General features: G+C 63.1%; 13 protein-coding genes. 3 read left to right on the plus strand and 10 right to left on the minus strand.

Annotated elements, in window-relative coordinates; genetic code table 11:
• Window positions 1-52: 52 nt before the first annotated feature.
• From PSH73_RS16160 to PSH73_RS16170, 3 genes are read right to left on the minus strand one after another with little or no spacing between them, the layout of a single operon-like run.
• On the minus strand, window positions 53-1,348 hold the full coding sequence (locus tag PSH73_RS16160; protein ID WP_057959074.1) for an FAD-binding oxidoreductase: 1,296 nt from the start codon (window positions 1,346-1,348) through the stop codon (window positions 53-55).
• On the minus strand, window positions 1,345-2,433 hold the full coding sequence (locus tag PSH73_RS16165; protein WP_169961229.1) for a polyamine ABC transporter substrate-binding protein: 1,089 nt from the start codon (window positions 2,431-2,433) through the stop codon (window positions 1,345-1,347). The genes PSH73_RS16160 and PSH73_RS16165 overlap by 4 nt, the downstream gene beginning before the upstream one ends.
• A gap of 32 nt (window positions 2,434-2,465) precedes the next feature.
• Window positions 2,466-3,824, minus strand: coding sequence for a glutamine synthetase family protein (locus PSH73_RS16170; RefSeq protein ID WP_057959098.1), 1,359 nt, complete (start codon window positions 3,822-3,824; stop codon window positions 2,466-2,468).
• 138 nt (window positions 3,825-3,962) lie between these two features.
• Here PSH73_RS16170 and PSH73_RS16175 point away from each other — a divergent pair, with 138 nt between their 5' ends.
• Window positions 3,963-4,859: a helix-turn-helix domain-containing protein gene (locus tag PSH73_RS16175; protein ID WP_200656546.1), complete on the plus strand. Its 897-nt coding sequence runs from the start codon at window positions 3,963-3,965 to the stop codon at window positions 4,857-4,859.
• 114 nt (window positions 4,860-4,973) lie between these two features.
• Here the strand turns inward: PSH73_RS16175 and PSH73_RS16180 are convergent, their stop codons facing one another.
• The 3 genes from PSH73_RS16180 to PSH73_RS16190 are packed head-to-tail and all read right to left on the minus strand — an operon-like array spanning window position 4,974 to window position 8,097.
• Window positions 4,974-6,077 (minus strand): acetoin dehydrogenase dihydrolipoyllysine-residue acetyltransferase subunit, encoded by a 1,104-nt coding sequence (locus PSH73_RS16180; protein ID WP_057438492.1) that lies wholly within the window; start codon window positions 6,075-6,077, stop codon window positions 4,974-4,976.
• A complete protein-coding gene (locus tag PSH73_RS16185) occupies window positions 6,074-7,093 on the minus strand; it encodes an alpha-ketoacid dehydrogenase subunit beta (protein WP_057438491.1) in 1,020 nt (339 codons plus the stop codon). The genes PSH73_RS16180 and PSH73_RS16185 overlap by 4 nt, the downstream gene beginning before the upstream one ends.
• 23 nt (window positions 7,094-7,116) lie before the next feature.
• On the minus strand, window positions 7,117-8,097 hold the full coding sequence (locus PSH73_RS16190; protein WP_057445001.1) for a thiamine pyrophosphate-dependent dehydrogenase E1 component subunit alpha: 981 nt from the start codon (window positions 8,095-8,097) through the stop codon (window positions 7,117-7,119).
• 309 nt (window positions 8,098-8,406) lie between these two features.
• Here PSH73_RS16190 and PSH73_RS16195 point away from each other — a divergent pair, with 309 nt between their 5' ends.
• Window positions 8,407-10,269, plus strand: a complete 1,863-nt coding sequence (locus PSH73_RS16195) for a sigma-54-dependent Fis family transcriptional regulator (protein WP_169990054.1) — start codon at window positions 8,407-8,409, stop codon at window positions 10,267-10,269.
• A gap of 129 nt (window positions 10,270-10,398) precedes the next feature.
• Here the strand turns inward: PSH73_RS16195 and PSH73_RS16200 are convergent, their stop codons facing one another.
• The gene (locus tag PSH73_RS16200) at window positions 10,399-11,178 is read right to left on the minus strand and encodes an acetoin reductase (protein WP_057438489.1); all 780 of its coding nucleotides are present in this window, start codon (window positions 11,176-11,178) and stop codon (window positions 10,399-10,401) included.
• Window positions 11,179-11,370: 192 nt separating this feature from the next.
• Here PSH73_RS16200 and PSH73_RS16205 point away from each other — a divergent pair, with 192 nt between their 5' ends.
• Window positions 11,371-13,533 (plus strand): TonB-dependent siderophore receptor, encoded by a 2,163-nt coding sequence (locus tag PSH73_RS16205; RefSeq protein ID WP_305460916.1) that lies wholly within the window; start codon window positions 11,371-11,373, stop codon window positions 13,531-13,533.
• Window positions 13,534-13,691: 158 nt separating this feature from the next.
• On the opposite strand, the gene PSH73_RS16210 is transcribed toward PSH73_RS16205, so the two are convergent.
• From PSH73_RS16210 to PSH73_RS16220, 3 genes are all read right to left on the minus strand, one after another.
• Window positions 13,692-14,129 carry a carboxymuconolactone decarboxylase family protein gene (locus PSH73_RS16210; protein WP_057438487.1) on the minus strand — a complete coding sequence of 146 codons (438 nt, stop codon included), beginning with the start codon at window positions 14,127-14,129 and terminating at the stop codon, window positions 13,692-13,694.
• Window positions 14,130-14,233: 104 nt separating this feature from the next.
• Window positions 14,234-15,676, minus strand: coding sequence for a mechanosensitive ion channel family protein (locus PSH73_RS16215; protein WP_305460918.1), 1,443 nt, complete (start codon window positions 15,674-15,676; stop codon window positions 14,234-14,236).
• Between the two features lie 70 nt (window positions 15,677-15,746).
• Window positions 15,747-16,622, minus strand: a complete 876-nt coding sequence (locus PSH73_RS16220; RefSeq protein WP_115128575.1) for a pirin family protein — start codon at window positions 16,620-16,622, stop codon at window positions 15,747-15,749.
• Window positions 16,623-16,689 lie beyond the last annotated feature (67 nt).

Genomic DNA, 16,689 nt, shown 5'->3' on the forward strand with positions numbered 1-16,689 from the left:
GGGGTTATAGCGTATTGGATCCGATCATGCAGTGTTTTAAACCGCTACCCACCTATCCCAGCATTTCCCGAAGCCGGTACCACACCATGCCCAGCGCCAGTAACGGCGAGCGTAAAGCCTTGCCGCCGGGAAAGGTCATGTGCGGCACCCGGCTGAAGGTGTCCAGGCCCTGGCTGACACCTGCGTGGATCCCCTCGGCCAGCAGCCGTGCGCACCAGTGCGTGACGTTAAGCCCATGCCCGGAATAGCCCTGGGCGTAAAACACGTTGGGGTACTGCTGCAACCGCCCGACCTGGGGAAAGCGATTGGCGGTAATCCCGATCTTGCCGCCCCATTGGAAGTCGATGGCGGTGTTGGCCAGTTGCGGGAATACCTTGAGCATCTTCGGCCGCATGTACGCGGCGATATCGACCGGGTCACGTCCCGAATAATGACAGGCGCCACCGAACAACAGCCGACGGTCGGCGGAAAGCCGGTAGTAGTCCAGGCCGACTTTCTGGTCGCACAGCGCCAGGTTCTGCGGGATCAGTTCGTCGGCGAGCGCAGCCGGCAACGGTTCGGTGGCGATGATATAGCTGCCGGCCGGCAGCACCTTGCCACTCAGGCGCGGCTCCAGTTCGTCGAGGTGCGCATTGCACGCCAACACCAGGCTACCAGCCCGCACGCTGCCGCCGGCGCAGCGCACCTGCACGGTGTCGCCATGGATCAATTGCAGCACCGCGCTGTGCTCGAAAATCCGCACACCCAGCGCCTCGGCCACACGGGCCTCGCCCAATACCAGGTTCAGCGGATGCAAGTGGCCCGAGCCCATGTCCACCAGGCCCCCGGCGTACAGTTGAGAGCCGACCACCTGCGCCATATCCTGCGCCGCCACCAGGCGGGTTTCAGGCAGGTACCCAAGGGCCGCGAGGCTTTCCTGCTCCCCCTTGAACGCAGCAAATTGCGCCGGTGTATTGGCCAACTCGCAAAAGCCCCAGCGCAGGTCGCAGTCGATCCCATGCTCCCGGATGCGCTCACCGACCAACGCTACCGAGTCGATCCCGGCCCGTTGCAGGTAACGCACGCCCTCCTCGCCCACATGCCGGGCAAAACCCGAGACGTCATGGCCGATCCCCCGGATCAACTGCCCGCCATTGCGCCCGCTGGCGCCCCAGCCGATGCGCCGGGCTTCCAGGAGGATCACCGACAGGCCGCGCTGGGCCAGTTCAATCGCGGTGTTGACGCCGGTAAAGCCGCCGCCGATCACACACACATCGGCGCTCAGGTCCTCGGCCAGCGCCGCGCGCTGGGGCATGGCATTGGCCGACGCCAGGTAATAGGAACGGGCATGGTCTTGGGACTGATTCATCGGTTGGACTTCACTTTGCTCCAGGCCCGGGTCATCACACGCATGATGGCCGGGCTGGGGGTGGTGGAAATGTACAGTTTGTCGAGCACGTCCTGGGGCGGGTACACCTCGGGGTTATTCACCAGTTCCGGCGCCATGAAAGTCTTCGCCGCCAGGTTGGCGTTGGCGTAGCCGACATAGGTGCTGATCTTGGCGATGACTTCGGGGTCCAGCAGGTCGTTGATAAACGCGTGGGCCTGTTTCGGGTTGGTGGCGTCTGCGGGAATCGCCAGCAAGTCGAACCACAGGTTGCTGCCCTCCTTGGGAATTGCATAGGCGATGTTCACGCCATTCTTGGCTTCCTTGGCGCGGTTGGCGGCCTGGAACACATCGCCGGAGTAACCGAAGGCCACGCAGATATCGCCGTTGGCCAGGTCCGAGATGTATTTGGAGGAATGGAAATAGGTGATGTACGGACGCAGGGTCAGCAGCTTGGCCTCGGCCTTGGCATAATCGCCGGCCGTCTCGCTGCGCGGGTCCATGCCCATATAGTTGAGGATCGCCGGGAATGCTTCATCTGCCGAATCGAGGAACGCCACCCCGCATTGCTGCAGTTTCTTCAGGTTCTCGGGCTCGAACATCACCGCCCACGAATCAATGTGGTCGATGCCCAGCACTTGCTTGACCTTGTCGACGTTATAGCCGATGCCATTGGTGCCCCACAGGTAGGGCACCGCATGGGCATTGCCAGGGTCGTTCTGCTCCAGCAGCTTGAGCAACTTGGGGTCCAGGTTCGGGTAGTTGGGCAGTTGCGCGCGGTCCAATTCAAGGAACGCCCCGGCCTTTACCTGGCGCCCCAGGAAGTGATTGGACGGTACCACCACGTCATACCCGGTACGCCCCGCCAGCAGCTTGCCCTCCAGGGTTTCATTGGAGTCGAACACGTCGTAGACCACCTTGATTCCCGTCTTGGCCTGGAAGTCGGCCAGGGTGGTCTCGCCGATGTAATCAGTCCAGTTGTAGACACTGACCGTCGGCGCGGCATGGCTGGCGCTGCTGAACACTGCGGCGAGGGCCAGTGGGAGGAGCTGTTTGACGAGACGCATATCGACACCTTTTTTTATGGTTGATGGTGGAGTCAGACACTCAGCAACAGGAACTCACGCTCCCAGGAGCTGATCACCCGCTTGAAATTCTCATGCTCGGCGCGTTTCACCGCGACATACCCGCGCACGAACTTGTCCCCCAGGTACTGCTTGACCGTGTCGCAGGCCTCCATGCGCGCCAGGGCATCTTCGATGGTGATCGGCAGGCGCAGGTTGCGCCGCTCATAGGCACGGCCTTCCACCGGAGCGCTCGGTTCGATCTTCTCGATCATCCCCAGGTAGCCGCACAACAGGCTGGCGGCGATGGCCAGGTAGGGGTTGGCATCGGCCCCAGGCAGACGGTTTTCGACGCGCATCGCGTCGGGGCTGGAAGTCGGCACACGCAGGCCGACGGTGCGGTTTTCTTCGCCCCACTCCACGTTGACCGGGGCCGAGGTGTCGGGCAGGAAGCGGCGGAACGAGTTGACGTTGGGCGCAAACATCGGCAGCAGCATCGGGATGTATTTCTGCAAGCCGCCAATGTGCTGCAAGAATAACGGGCTCATCTGCCCGTCGGCGTCGACAAATACCGGCTTGCCGGTGGCGATCTCCACCACGCTCTGGTGCAGGTGCATGGCGCTGCCTGGCTCGTCGGCCACCGGCTTGGCCATAAAGGTCGCGGCCACATTGTGCTTGAGCGCCGCTTCACGCAGGGTACGCTTGAATACGGTGATCTGGTCGGCCAGGTCGAGGGCGTCGCCGTGGCGGAAGTTGATTTCCATCTGTGCCGGGCCGTCTTCATGGATCAGCGTGTCGAGGTCCAGGCCCTGGGCTTCGCACCAGTCATAGACATCTTCAAACAATGGGTCGAACTCGTTGGCCGCGTCGATGGAAAACGACTGGCGCCCGGTCTCGGCACGCCCGGACCGGCCCACCGGGGTTTTCAGCGGCAGGTCCGGGTCTTCGCAGCGCTGGGTCAGGTAAAACTCCATTTCCGGCGCGACAATCGGCTGCCAGCCCTGGTCGGTATACAGCTGCAGGACTTTTTTCAACACATTGCGCGGCGACAACTCAATGGGGTTGCCCTGCTTGTCGAAGGTGTCGTGGATCACAATGGCGGTGGGCTCGATGGCCCACGGCACCACGTAGGTGGCGTTGGCCACCGGGCGGCAGATCATGTCGATATCGGCCGGGTCCAGCAGGTCGTAGTAGATATCGTCGTCGACAAAATCCCCGGTTACCGTTTGCAGCAACACACTTTCCGGCAGGCGCATGCCGCGCTCATGCAGGAACTTGTTGGTGGGCGCAATCTTGCCGCGGGCAATGCCCGTCAGGTCGCTGATCACGCATTCGACTTCGGTAATCTTGTGTTCTTTCAGCCAGGTGGACAGCTGATCGAAAGGGGCATTCATAAAGACCTCGGCATGGGTTGGGTGCTGCGCCGACTTGTACTCCCGGCGCATTGAGGTCTATCTTGGGCCAGCCTTACCCAGGCATCTATCCACTTTGCACGACCCACAACGCACCAATAGAGTGCGCACGGATCACCCATGACACAGGCAACAGCTTTGCGCGTACAGGCCTTCACCACCGGTGATGTGGCCGCCCAATGCAGTGCGACACCCGGTTGGGTACAGCAGTACCAGCAGATGTCCCCGGGACATTTTGCCGGGCAGATCCGCTACCTCGACCTGCAGGGAGTGCAGGTGTACGAAGAGTGCATGAACACCCGCGTCGAGCAGCACTTCAACGCGCCGCCAGGCGCCCTGGCGTTCTGTTTCGACGGCAGCGACAACGCGCTGTACCTGCTCAATGGCGAAAGCCGCAACACCTGGATCACCCCGGAAAACTACCGGGAAGTGGCCGTGGTGTTCGGCCCGCAGTTCGTGCAACGCCATGGCCTGGATGTGGCCAGGCTCGAAGGCCTGTTCATGGCGCCGTTGACCTGCCAACAGAACGCGCTGTTCAGCCGCTGGCTCAGTGGCACCCTGACGCGCTTGTCCAGTGAGATCGACCCGATCAGCCGCGACGCCCTCACCCGGCAACTGCTCGACGATTGCCTGTTTATCCTCGACAACGCCTGCGTGTGCCTGGATCGCTACTCATTGCAGCGCCGCAGTGAAGAACGCCGGCTGATGGCGCGCATCGGCGCGTGGGCGGCGGATGCGCCGGATGAGACCGTCAACCTGCTGCAACTGGCGCAGATTGCCGGCGTGCCGTTGCGCCAGTTGCAACAGGGCTTCAAGACCTACACCGGGATGAGCCCGGCGCAGTGGTTGCGCCTGCGCCGGTTGAACGGCGCACGGCGCGAGTTGTTGAGCTCAACCGAGACCACGGTGGCCGAGGTGGCGATGAATTGGTCGTTCTGGCATCTGGGGCGGTTTTCCAATAGCTACCGCGCGTTGTTCAAGGAACTGCCCAGCGAAACCCTCAAGCGTCATGGTTGATACAAGGTCAACCCTGTGGGAGCGGGCTTGCTCGCGAAAGCGGTGTGTCAGGCAATGAATGTCTGACTGACCCACCGTATTCGCGAGCAAGCCCGCTCCCACATTTGATTGCTATCAGGCTTGAGATTTGAGGAAGAGACTCAGCAACTTATTCACTTGCTCCGCCGCCTCCAACTGCACCATATGTCCCTGCCCCGGCAAGACCTCCACCTGGGCCTGCAACCCCTGGGCATGCCGTACCGGGATAATGGCGTCGTCACTGCCCCAGATCACCAGGCTCGGCTGCTGCCCCACCACCGAACGCAGGTCAAGCATCTGTCGCCCGCCGTCGAACAGCTTGGCATTGAGTTGACGCAACGCCTGATCAACCCCCTCCAGGCGCTTGAACTTGAGCATGTCCTCCAGCATCTGCCGCGTGACCAGCGCCGGGTCGCTGAACAGTTGCACCAGCTGCGGCTTGAGCGCGTTGCGGTTATTGGCCTCGGTGAATCCCTGCAGGTAATCACCGTTGATATCCGCCCCCAGGCCGGCGCTGGCGATCAATACCAGGGAGGCGACCCGCTGCGGTGCCTGACGCGCCACCGTCAGCGAAACCAATCCGCCCATGGAGTGCCCGGCCAGGTGCACCCGGTCGAGCTTGAGGTGATCGAGCAAGGCCAGCACCGCCTGGCTCAATTCCTCAGCATCGCCACTGTGCAAGTGCTTGCCCGACTCGCCATGCCCCGGCAAGTCGAGGGCGATCACTCGGCGCTCGGCGGCCAGGGCCGGATGGTTGAACAGCCAGTTGTTCAAGTCGCCGCCAAACCCGTGGATCAGCACCAGCGGTAGGCCGCCCTCGCCAAGGTCGAGGTAGCGCAGCAGGCGCCCGCCCAGCTCGACTTTCTGCGCACTCGGCCCCGACGCCTGCGCCTCGGCGCTGCTGGAGACAAAGCCGGCATTGAAGCTGTCGATCACGCCGTCGATTTCTGCCTCGGTGGCTTCACCCTCCACCACAATCCCCAGTAATGCACCCACCGGTAAGGTCTCATCGCTCTGCGCCAGCACTCGGCGTAACACCCCACTGAACGGCGCCTCGACACTGCTGGAGATCTTGTCGGTCTCCACGTCGAGCACTTCCTCGCCCTTCTCTACCCGGTCGCCCGGCTGCTTGAGCCAGACATCGACCCGGCCTTCAGTCATCGACAGCCCCCACTTGGGCATGGTCAAGGTATGGATCATGCCGCAGTCCTCTTGTCAGCGATCTTGCGCACCGCGGCCTCGATCTTCGCCGCGTCGGGGATGTACAGGTCCTCCAGGGCATCGGAAAACGGCACCGGCGTATGCGGCGCGGTGACCATCTCAATCGGCGCACGCAGGAAGGAAAACCCACGCTGGGCCACCAGGGCGCTGATATCCGTGGCAATCGAGCAGCGTGGGTTGGACTCGTCGATCACCACCAGGCGCCCGGTTTTTTCCACGCTTTCAAGGATGCTGTCTTCATCCAGCGGGCTGGTGGTGCGCAGGTCCAGCACTTCGCAGTCGATACCCTGGCGCGCCAGGTTGGCCGCAGCTTCCAGGGCCACATGCACCATGCGCCCGTAGGTCACCAGGGTCACGTCGTTGCCTTCGCGCACAAAGTTGGCCTCGCCAAAGGGCACGGTATACAGCTCCTCCGGTACTTCGCCTTGCAGGCTATAGAGCATCTTGTGCTCAAGGAAAATCACCGGGTCGTTGTCGCGGATCGCCTGGATCAGCATGCCCTTGGCGTCATAGGGCGTGGCCGGGCACACCACCTTCAGGCCGGGGATGTGCGTCCACATCGAGGTGAGCATCTGCGAATGCTGGGCCGCAGCGCGCAGGCCGGCGCCGTACATGGCGCGCACCACCAGGGGCGTGGTGGTCTTGCCACCGAACATGTAGCGAAACTTGGCGGCCTGGTTGAGCAACTGGTCGAGGCAGCAGCCAATAAAGTCGACGAACATCAACTCGCACACCGGGCGCATGCCCCGGGTGGCGGCGCCGACGGCCATGCCCACGTAACCGACTTCGGACAGCGGCGCATCCAGCACGCGGTCAGGGAACTCCGGGTACAGGCCCTTGGTGACGCCCAGCACGCCGCCCCAGGCATCCTGCTCGCCAGGGGCCCCGGTGCCGCCGGACACATCCTGGCCGATGATAAAGACGCTCTGGTCGCGGCGCATTTCCTGGGCCAGGGCTTCGTTGATTGCCTGCTGATAACTGATTTTACGAGCCATGAAATTCTCTCCGGGTCTTGTTGTTATGAGCGGTAGGCGACGTAGACATCGCTGAGCAGGTCGGCGGCCTGGGGCTTGGGATCGGACTTGGCCAGGCGCACGGCGTCGTCGATCAACTGCGCGACTTCGGCGTCGATGCGCTCGAACTGCGCCGCCTGCAACCAGCCTTCGGCACTGCAGCGCTGGCGAAACAGCGCCAGGCAATCCTGGGTTTCGCGCAGGTTTTTCACTTCATCGCGGCCGCGATAGGTTTGCGCATCGCCCTCAAAGTGGCCGTAGAAGCGGTGCAGCTTGACCTCGACCAGGGTCGGCCCCTCGCCCTGGCGCGCCCGCGCCACCGCCACGCCCAGCGCTGCGTGGACGGCAAAGAAATCATTGCCATCGACAATCACCCCCGGCATGCCAAAACCCACGGCGCGCTCGGCAATGTCCTTGCACGCCACCGACCAGCCGGAACCGGTGGCTTCGGCATAACCATTGTTTTCGGCGACGAACAGGCACGGCAGTTTCATGATCGCGGCCAGGTTCATCGCCTCGAACACCGCGCCCTCGTTGGAACCGCCGTCGCCAAAAAACGCCACGGCCACGCCCTGGCTGCCCTTGAGCTTGGACGCCAGGGCCGCACCGGCCGCCAGCGGCGCACCGGCGCCGACAATGCCGTTGGCGCCGAGCATGCCCTTCTCCTGGTCGGCAATGTGCATGGAGCCCCCCTTGCCACCGCATACCCCGGTTTTCTTGCCGTAGATCTCGGCCATCATGCCGAACACATCCACGCCCTTGGCGATGCAATGGCCGTGGCCACGGTGGTTGGAGGCGATGCAATCTTCATCGTTGAGGTGGGCCATGACCCCGGCGGCGCAGGCCTCCTGGCCGGCATACAGGTGCACGAACCCGGGGATCTCGCCGGTGGCGAATTCCACATGCAGGCGTTCTTCGAAATCACGGATGGTGCGCATCACGGTGTAGGCATGCAGCAGTTGATCGGTGGACAGGTGAGTGGACATCTTGTTGTTCTCCAGGTTGTCTCGACACACAAAAGGCTGGCTGTGGCCAGCTGCAACCTGTTCAGCACAGCCTGTGCCAAGGCCCGCTAAAACCTGGCAAAGCGTTGACCCAGAGCAGTGCCGTGCGGTTGTGCCGGTGCGGCATGCCACCGCACAATGAGACGGCGCATTGCAGCGTGCAGGTTGCGTCTCAGGCAGGATGAGACGCTGCGTCTCAAGGCGGGCAGTTGGTCAGGCCGCCCTTGTCCCCCTGCGCCCCTGGGCGCTTAATGGCGGGCATAACAACAAAGATCGAGAACCGGAGGCCTTATGCTCGCCGCGAACTCCAGAGAGCACGTCGACTGCGTCAGTCGTGTGGTCCGCAATGCCGAGCGCCTGCCCCAGGCGCCGGTGCCGTCGCTGATTTTCGATTCATGGCGCCGCTCCATGGAGCAGCACCACCTCGATCCCGGCTCGCTGCAGGGGCCACGGATCCTCACCGAGCCGCTGCTCAAGGAATGCCGCGAACGTGCCGAACTGTTCATGCGCATTGCCAGCGAGCAAGTCAGCCAGTTGCACCACCGCGTGCGCCACGCCGACTACTGCGTGATGCTCACCGATGCCCAGGGCCAGACCATCGACCACCGGGTAGACGCGGCCATCCGCAGCGACTGTCGCAAGGCCGGCTTGTACCTGGGTACCTGCTGGTCGGAAGCCGAAGAAGGCACCTGCGGCGTGGCCACGGTGCTGACCAGCCAGGCGGCGGTGACGGTGCACAAGCGCGATCACTTCCGCGCCGCCTTTATCAACCTGACCTGCTCCGCCGCACCGATCTTCGACCCCCAGGGCAACCTGCTGGGGGTGATGGACGCCTCGGCGCTGCAATCCCCGGATGACCGCCGCAGCCAGCACCTGGTGCGGCAGATGGTGGCGCAGAGCGCCCAGGCCATCGAAAACGCCTTCTTCATGCACAGCGCTGCGCGGCACTGGGTACTGCAGGCCCACAGCACCCCGGGTTATGTCGACAGCCAACCCGACCTGCTGCTGGCCTGGGACCAGGACGGACGCCTGCAAGCCTTGAACAGCAAGGCGCGCCAGGCACTGCGCCGGCGTTTTGGCCAGGTGCCGGTGCATATCGGCGAGGTGTTCGACCTCGATGCCCTACGCGCGGTGACCGATCAATCGGTCCAGCAACTGCAGTGGCGCGGCGAAGCCGGGGTGCTCCATGTGCGACTCAACACGCCGCAACGCCAACCGGCGCGGGTGGCGCCCAACCCCCAGGTCGACCCCCGGGTGGAAGAACACCTGCGCCTGGCGGTGCGCGTCAAGGACCGCAACCTGCCGGTGCTGGTGCAGGGTGAAACCGGGGCTGGCAAGGAAGTTTTTGCCCGCCAACTGCACGCCCGCAGCGCACGCCGCGACGCACCATTCGTGGCGGTGAACTGTGCGGCGATCCCGGAAAACCTGATCGAAAGCGAGCTGTTCGGCTACGTCGCCGGGGCCTTTACCGGCGCGTCCAGCAAGGGCATGACCGGGCTGTTGCAGCAGGCCCATGGCGGCACGCTGTTCCTCGATGAAATCGGCGATATGCCCCTGGCCCTGCAGACCCGCTTGCTGCGGGTGATGGCCGAAGGTGAAGTGGCGCCGCTGGGTGCGGCGAAAACCCGCGCGGTGGATATTCAGGTGATCTGCGCCAGCCACCGTGACCTGGCGAGCCTGGTCAGTGAGGGGCGTTTCCGTGAAGACCTGTACTTTCGCCTGGGCTGCGCCCGCGTCACCCTGCCGCCCCTGCGCGAGCGCACCGACAAACTGGCCTTGATCAACCGGCTGCTGGAGCAGGAAGCGCGCAGCAGCGGGGTCACGGTCGGCATCGGCCAGGCTGCGCTGGAGCGGCTGCTGGGCTACGCCTGGCCGGGTAATGTGCGGCAACTGCGCCATGTGCTGGCGTATGCCTGTGCGGTGTGTGACGGCGGCACGATCCAGTTGGCGGACTTGCCGCTGGAGGTGCGTGGTGAACGGCTGGAGGTCGAGGTCGAGCAAAGTATGAGCCCGGAGCGGCAGGTGCTGCTGGATGCTTTGGTACGCCATCGCTGGAAGCCATTGCCGGCGGCGCAGGCGCTGGGGATTTCCCGCGCGACCCTGTATCGCCGGGTCAAGCAGTTGGGCATTGATATGCCGGGTAAACACCCCTGACACAATGCAGTCCAAATGTGGGAGCGGGCTTGCTCGCGAAAGCGGTGTATCAGTAACACGTAAGCTACCTGACACACCGCTTTCGCGAGCAAGCCCGCTCCCACATTTTTACCGAGTCGAGTCTGGGGTTTAGCGGTAGACGAGGCCACCGTCGATCAGCGGCGCCTGGCCGGTCATATAGTCCGAATCCGGGCCGGCCAGGTAGGCCACCAGGCCCGCCACATCCTCCGGTGTTTCTGCACGGCCCAGGGCAATGCCATCCACGTACTTCTTGTACGTTGCCCCCACTTGCGCGCCGGTAATCTCGGCCATGCGCTTGTCGATCTCGACCCACATATCGGTGCCCACCACGCCTGGGCAATAGGCATTCACCGTCACCCCGGCGCTTGCCAGTTCCTTGGCCGCTGCCTGAGTCAGGGCACGCACGGCAAACTTGGTCGCCGAATACACCCCCAGCAGTGCAAAGCCTTCGTGCCCGGCAATCGAGCAGGCATTGATGATCTTGCCCTTCTGTTTGAGCGCCTTGAACTTATTGCCCGCCGCCTGGATGCCCCACAACACGCCCTGTACGTTGATACCCAGAGTGCGTTCGACCTGTTCCGGGGTCACGTCCAGCAGCGAATCAATCTGCGCCACCCCGGCGTTATTGACGATGATGTCAAAGCCACCCAGGGTCTGGTGCGCATGCTCGACCGCCGCGACCACCTGCTCGCGCTTGGACACGTCGGCGGTAAACACCGAGGCCTTGCGCCCGAGTGCCACGACCTCGGCCGCCACGGCTTCGAGCTTGGCGCTATTGATATCGACCAGGGCGATATCCGCCCCGTCCCGCGCCAGGCGCAGGGCAATGGCCCGGCCAATGCCCTGCCCGGCGCCGGTCACCAGTGCAACTTTTCCAGCGATACCCATGATGATCTCCTGCAACGATAAGCGAAGCCTTGTCTATCGCAGGTGCGGGGTCACGCTGTCGAGGCCCGGATGAATTGGCGCAGGGCTTGAGACGCAACGTCTCAAGCAGCCGGGCTGAGGCGAATACTTGTAAAGACGCGCACTTATGCCTAGCTTATGCGCCCCCGCCCCGCGCTTTAAGGCCTTGCCCCCATGGTTTTGCGTTTTCGCCCCGTCGTCACCTCACATTTGGCCCTCGGCCTGCTGCTCAGCGGCGGCATCGGCAACAGCCTGGCGGCTGAGCTGGAACTGCCGGCGCTGAACATCCAGGGCCAGGATGAGTCCGGTTATCGTGCGCAAAGCGCGTCGGTCGGCGGCTTCAATGAAGCACCGCTGCTCGACACCCCGGCCTCGATCACCGTGATCAACGCCGCGCTGATCAAGGACCAGCAGGCACGCCTGCTCAGTGAAGTGCTGCGCAACGACGCCTCGGTGGGCGAAAGCTACGCGCCGATTGGCTATTACGAAAATTTCGTGGTCCGGGGTTTTTCCCTGAATGCCGCCAGCAGCTACAAGATCAACGGGCGCACCATCACCGGCGAGCAGAACGTAGCCCTGGAAAACAAGCAGCGGGTGGAGTTGCTCAAGGGCCTGGCGGGCCTGCAAAGCGGGATTTCCGAGCCCAGCGGCGTGATCAACTACGTGACCAAACGCCCGGAAGACGTGCGCTCGGTCACGGTGTCCACCGATGATCGCGGCAGCGGCTATATCGCCACCGATGTCGGCGGCTGGTTTGGCAGCGAGCAGCAATTTGGCTTGCGCGCCAACGTCGCCCATGAAGACCTCAATTCCTATGTCGAACATGCCAATGGCCAGCGGGACTTTGTGTCCCTGGCCTTCGACTGGAACATCAGCCCCGACGCCGTGCTGCAACTGGATGCCGAATACCAGGACAAACAACAGCGCTCGGTGCCCGGCTACCAGTTGCTCGGCGGTACCGAAGTGCCCCATGACGCCTCGCCGAAAAAACTGCTCGGCCACCAGAGCGGCTCCAAGCAGGTGGGGATCGACTCGCTGAACCTCAACGGCAAGTTCGAGTACCGCTTCAGTGACCAGTGGAAAGGCAGCGTCAGCGCGGCCCGCAGCAAGGTGGTGATTGATGACTACAGTTCGTTTGCCTGGGGTTGCTACGGCTCCCCCAGTTGCGCCGGCGTCAAAGTGCCGAACTACTTCAGCCCGGAAGGCAACTACGACATCGCTGACTACCGCAGCCCTGACGACACCCGGCGCAATGATGAAATCCAGGCGGCCATGACCGGCCTGTTCAGCACGGCCGGCCTGAGCCATGAACTGACCTTCGGCACCAGCGCCTTCCGCCGGGTGATCGACAAGCGCAAGTCGGTCAATGAATACGTCGGCAGCGGCAATATCAATCAGGACCCGGAAACCTTCCCGCCCACCGACAAGCCCCTGAACGACAGTCACCGGCGCCTCGACAGCCGCCAGTACGGGCTGTTCGTCACCGACCGCATCAGCTTCAACGAGCAATGGCAAACCGTGCTCGGTGGCCGCGAAGTGCGCCTGGATGAAAAATCCTTCGATCAACATGGCGTGCAGGAGCGTCACACCCAGCAGTACGAGTTCCTGCCCAACGCTGCGCTGATCTACAAGCCAGTGGAAAACATCTCGTTGTACACCAGCTACAGCAAGGGCCTGTCACTGGGCGGTGAGGCACCGTGGTATGCGAGCAATGATGGGGAAATCCTCGCGCCGACCGTCTCCCGGCAGATCGAAGCCGGGGTGAAATACGACTGGCGCCGCATCAGCTTCGCCGCCGCGGTGTTCCAGACACGCCAGGCCTACCAGTACGCCAAGCCCGACAACGCCGGAGGCTTCACCTACGTGCAGCAGGGCCAGCAGAAAAACACCGGCCTGGAGCTGTCAGCCAATGGCTGGGCCACCGAGCGTCTGCAGATTGCGACCAGCGTGGCGGCGATTCGCGCCCGGGTGAGCGGCAGCGGCACGCCGCAATACGAAGGCCACCAGACGATCAACGTGCCCAAGCTGCGCGTCAGTGTATACGCCGACTACGCCCTGCCATGGGTCAACGGCCTGGCGGTACTCGGCGGCGTGCAATACAGCGCCAGCAAGAACGCCAACCGTACCGGCAATGTGGAAGTGGGGGATTATGCGCTGGTCAACATCGGCAGCCGCTACACCACCCAGGTCGACGGCTATGAAACGGTGTTCCGCCTGAGCGTCGACAACCTGTTCGACAAGCGCTACTGGCGTGATGCGGGCGAATACATGGGCGATGACTACCTGTTCCAGGGTGCGCCATTGACAGCACGCCTGAGTGCTTCCATCAACTTCTGACCCCCGCCCCAATGTGAAACCTGACTTATGTGGGAGCTGGCTTGCCTGCGATGCAGGCGCCTCGGTGAATCAGCAATACCGAGGTGATGCCATCGCAGGCAAGCCAGCTCCCACACAAGCCAGCTCCTGCATTGGCCAGCGCCTACCCTTGAATGTCTTTACTTAGGCATCTTGCGAAAGCCCACCGCCAGGCGGTTCCAGCTGTTGATGGTGGCAATGGCCACGCTCAAGTCGACCTGTTCGGCGGCGCTGAACTCGGCATTGAGCAACGCATAGTCTTCGTCCGAGGCGTGGGTCTGGCTGATCAGCGTCAGGCTTTCGGCCCAGGCCAGGGCGGCGCGTTCGCGCGGGGTGAAGAACGGCGTTTCGCGCCAGGCCGACAGGGTGCACAAGCGGCGCTCGGTCTCGCCGCCCTTGCGGGCATCGGCAGTGTGCATATCCAGGCAGAAGGCGCAGCCGTTGATCTGGGAGACGCGCAGGCGCACCAGCTCCAGCAGCGGCAGTTCAATCGACAGTTTGCCGACGGCGGCTTCCAGGGCGAGCATGGCTTTCATCGCATCGGGGGACGCGGTGTAGAAATCAATGCGAGCAGACATGGTGTTACTCCAGGACAGTAGGAATTGGCGCCCAGCTTAATCACCCCACTGCCTCGCACAAATAGCCAATCCTGACGAAGAACAGGTAGCCAATGCCAGGCGCTTCAGGCCCGGCGGCGCAGCCACTGTAAAAAGCCCTTTTTCACCGGCACGATCGGTGCGTCCTGGGTCAGGTGCTGGGCGGTGTGCAGGCGGAAATCCAGGAGGTTCTGCATGGCTTCACTGATATCGTGGCGCGCATCCAGGCACGGCTTGAGGTATTCCTTTTCGATGCGGTAGAGGGTGCAGTAGGTCTTGGCCACAAAGTCCGCCGGCACGCTTTGCGCCCCCAGAATCCCGGCTTCGCCAATCACTTCTCCTGGCCCCATGCGCCCGGCTTCGAACGCGTGCCCGGCCTTGACCAGCATCACCGAAACCACCCCGGACTCGATGATAAACAGGTGATCGCTGACCTCCCCCCTCGGCAGGATCATCTCACCGGCGCGGAAGGTGTGCAGGGTCATGTTCTGGCTGAAGGTTTCCTTCTCTTCCTGACGCAAGGTCGAGAAGATACTCGAGCTTTCCAGCAGTGCCCGTGCGGGTGTGGTGGCCGGCGAGGCCGGGCTTTCAGCGCTCGACAACAGGCTCACACCGGCCGCCTGCAAGTGCCGGTAGGCCAGGTCATAAAGCTGGTTGCGCACCTCGCGCTTGAGGGCCATGGCCGGCACGAAGCCGCTGATTTCATACTCCACGCCACCACCGGTAGAGGTTTTGAAGGCCACGCTCGGCGCCGGCTTGGCCAGCAATTGCCGGCAACCTTGCATGGCCCGTTCCAGGGCTTCCAATACCGTTTGCGGGCGCGCATGGGGGCTGACTTGCAGGCTCACCGCCAGGCCGAACATATCCGCCGGGCGCGAGAAATTGATGATCTTGGCCTTGGCCGCCAGCGAGTTGGGGATCACCGCCATACTGCCCTGGGAGGTTTGCAGGCGCGTGGCGCGCCAGTCGATATCCGTCACCCGGCCTTCGGTGCCGTCGATGGAGATCCAGTCATCCAGTTGGTAGGGCTTGGTGGTGTTGAGCACGATTCCGGAGAACACGTCGCTCAAGGTGCTCTGCAGCGCCAGGCCGACGATGATCGCCACCGCGCCGGAGGTGGCCAGTACGCCCTTGACCGGCAGGTCGAGCACGTAGGCCATGGCCGCGATGATCGCGATCAGGAAAATCACCGCGCCCATCAGGTCTTGCAGCAACCGCCCGGTGTGGCCGACCCGCTGCATCATCAGCGCGCCGAGCAACACCGTCAGGGTGCGCGCGGCAAACAACCACCAGGCGATCTGCAAGGCCGTGGCGGCCAGGTGCAGCGGGGTGTTGTCGGCGTACGGCGCCAGTTGCATGGGGTTCATGCCGTCGTTGAACAGCACGGCGCTGAACAAGGCGAAAATCCCCAGCCGCGCAATCAGCTTCCAGTTGCCGGGGCTGGCCGAAAACAGACGCCAGACGAGGATATCGATAAGGATCAGCGCCAGGGCGCACAGCATCGGGTGATCGGAGAAAAAAGACAGCATCCAGGCGACTCCAGGGCGAATGCCCTGAAGATCGCATGAAATGCAGTTGGCGGGTATAGGGCGCCGCCAATCAGCGGGAGGCGCCGTGCATTTGGCCGAACTGGCCGGACTGGAAGTCGGCGAAGGCCTGGTGAATCTCTTGCTCGGTGTTCATCACAAACGGACCGTGACCGACGATGGGCTCGTCGATGGGTTCACCACTGAGCAGCAGCACCATGGCGTCGGCGTTGGACTCCAGGCTGAGCTGATCGCCCTCGCGCTCAAACAGCACCAGTTGCCCTTCGCGTGCCAGTTCCTGGCCGTTGACTTGCACGGTGCCTTTGAGCACCACCAGCGCGGTATTGCGCCCGGCATGCAGGTCCAGGGTCACGGCCTTGCCGCCCTTGAGGCGCAGGTCCCACACGTCAATCGGCGTGAAGGTGCGTGCCGGCCCGGTGCGGCCAGCGAACTCACCGGCAATCAGGCGCAGGCTGCCGGCACCGTTGGCCAGGGGCAACGACGGAATATCGCCGTCGAGAATGGTCTGGTAGCCGGCTTCGCTCATTTTGTCCTTGGCCGGCAGGTTGACCCACAGTTGCACCATTTCCAGGGCGCCGCCCCGTTTGGCGAAGGCTTCGGAATGGAACTCTTCATGCAGGATCCCTTTGGCCGCAGTCATCCACTGCACATCGCCCGGGCCGATGGTGCCGCCGGCACCCGTGGAATCGCGGTGCTCGACTTCGCCGTCGTAGACGATGGTCACGGTTTCAAAGCCGCGATGGGGATGCTGGCCCACGCCACGTCGCTGCGTGGTGGGGGTGAAATCCGCCGGGCCGGCGTGGTCCAGCAGCAGGAACGGGCTGATGTGCTTGCCCATGGTGTCGTAGGAAAATAGCGTGCGAACCGGAAAACCGTCGCCGACCCAATGGCCGCGTGGGCTGGTGTAGATACCAATGATGTTTTTCATGATGGACCTCCAAAGTGCATCCACCTTAAATCCAATACCAATAAGGCACTAGACAGCGGATTTGGCT

Source organism: Pseudomonas sp. FP2294 (assembly GCF_030687625.1).
GTDB classification, from domain to species: Bacteria; Pseudomonadota; Gammaproteobacteria; order Pseudomonadales; family Pseudomonadaceae; genus Aquipseudomonas; species Aquipseudomonas shahriarae.

What these genes read in the sequence shown, in the direction of transcription:
- PSH73_RS16160 (WP_057959074.1), bottom strand. Translation starts at nt 1,348, where the DNA reads ATGAATCAGTCCCAAGACCATGCCCGTTCCTATTACCTGGCGTCGGCC.
- PSH73_RS16165 (WP_169961229.1), bottom strand. Translation starts at nt 2,433, where the DNA reads ATGCGTCTCGTCAAACAGCTCCTCCCACTGGCCCTCGCCGCAGTGTTC.
- PSH73_RS16170 (WP_057959098.1), bottom strand. Translation starts at nt 3,824, where the DNA reads ATGAATGCCCCTTTCGATCAGCTGTCCACCTGGCTGAAAGAACACAAG.
- PSH73_RS16175 (WP_200656546.1), top strand. Translation starts at nt 3,963, where the DNA reads ATGACACAGGCAACAGCTTTGCGCGTACAGGCCTTCACCACCGGTGAT.
- PSH73_RS16180 (WP_057438492.1), bottom strand. Translation starts at nt 6,077, where the DNA reads ATGATCCATACCTTGACCATGCCCAAGTGGGGGCTGTCGATGACTGAA.
- PSH73_RS16185 (WP_057438491.1), bottom strand. Translation starts at nt 7,093, where the DNA reads ATGGCTCGTAAAATCAGTTATCAGCAGGCAATCAACGAAGCCCTGGCC.
- PSH73_RS16190 (WP_057445001.1), bottom strand. Translation starts at nt 8,097, where the DNA reads ATGTCCACTCACCTGTCCACCGATCAACTGCTGCATGCCTACACCGTG.
- PSH73_RS16195 (WP_169990054.1), top strand. Translation starts at nt 8,407, where the DNA reads ATGCTCGCCGCGAACTCCAGAGAGCACGTCGACTGCGTCAGTCGTGTG.
- PSH73_RS16200 (WP_057438489.1), bottom strand. Translation starts at nt 11,178, where the DNA reads ATGGGTATCGCTGGAAAAGTTGCACTGGTGACCGGCGCCGGGCAGGGC.
- PSH73_RS16205 (WP_305460916.1), top strand. Translation starts at nt 11,371, where the DNA reads ATGGTTTTGCGTTTTCGCCCCGTCGTCACCTCACATTTGGCCCTCGGC.
- PSH73_RS16210 (WP_057438487.1), bottom strand. Translation starts at nt 14,129, where the DNA reads ATGTCTGCTCGCATTGATTTCTACACCGCGTCCCCCGATGCGATGAAA.
- PSH73_RS16215 (WP_305460918.1), bottom strand. Translation starts at nt 15,676, where the DNA reads ATGCTGTCTTTTTTCTCCGATCACCCGATGCTGTGCGCCCTGGCGCTG.
- PSH73_RS16220 (WP_115128575.1), bottom strand. Translation starts at nt 16,622, where the DNA reads ATGAAAAACATCATTGGTATCTACACCAGCCCACGCGGCCATTGGGTC.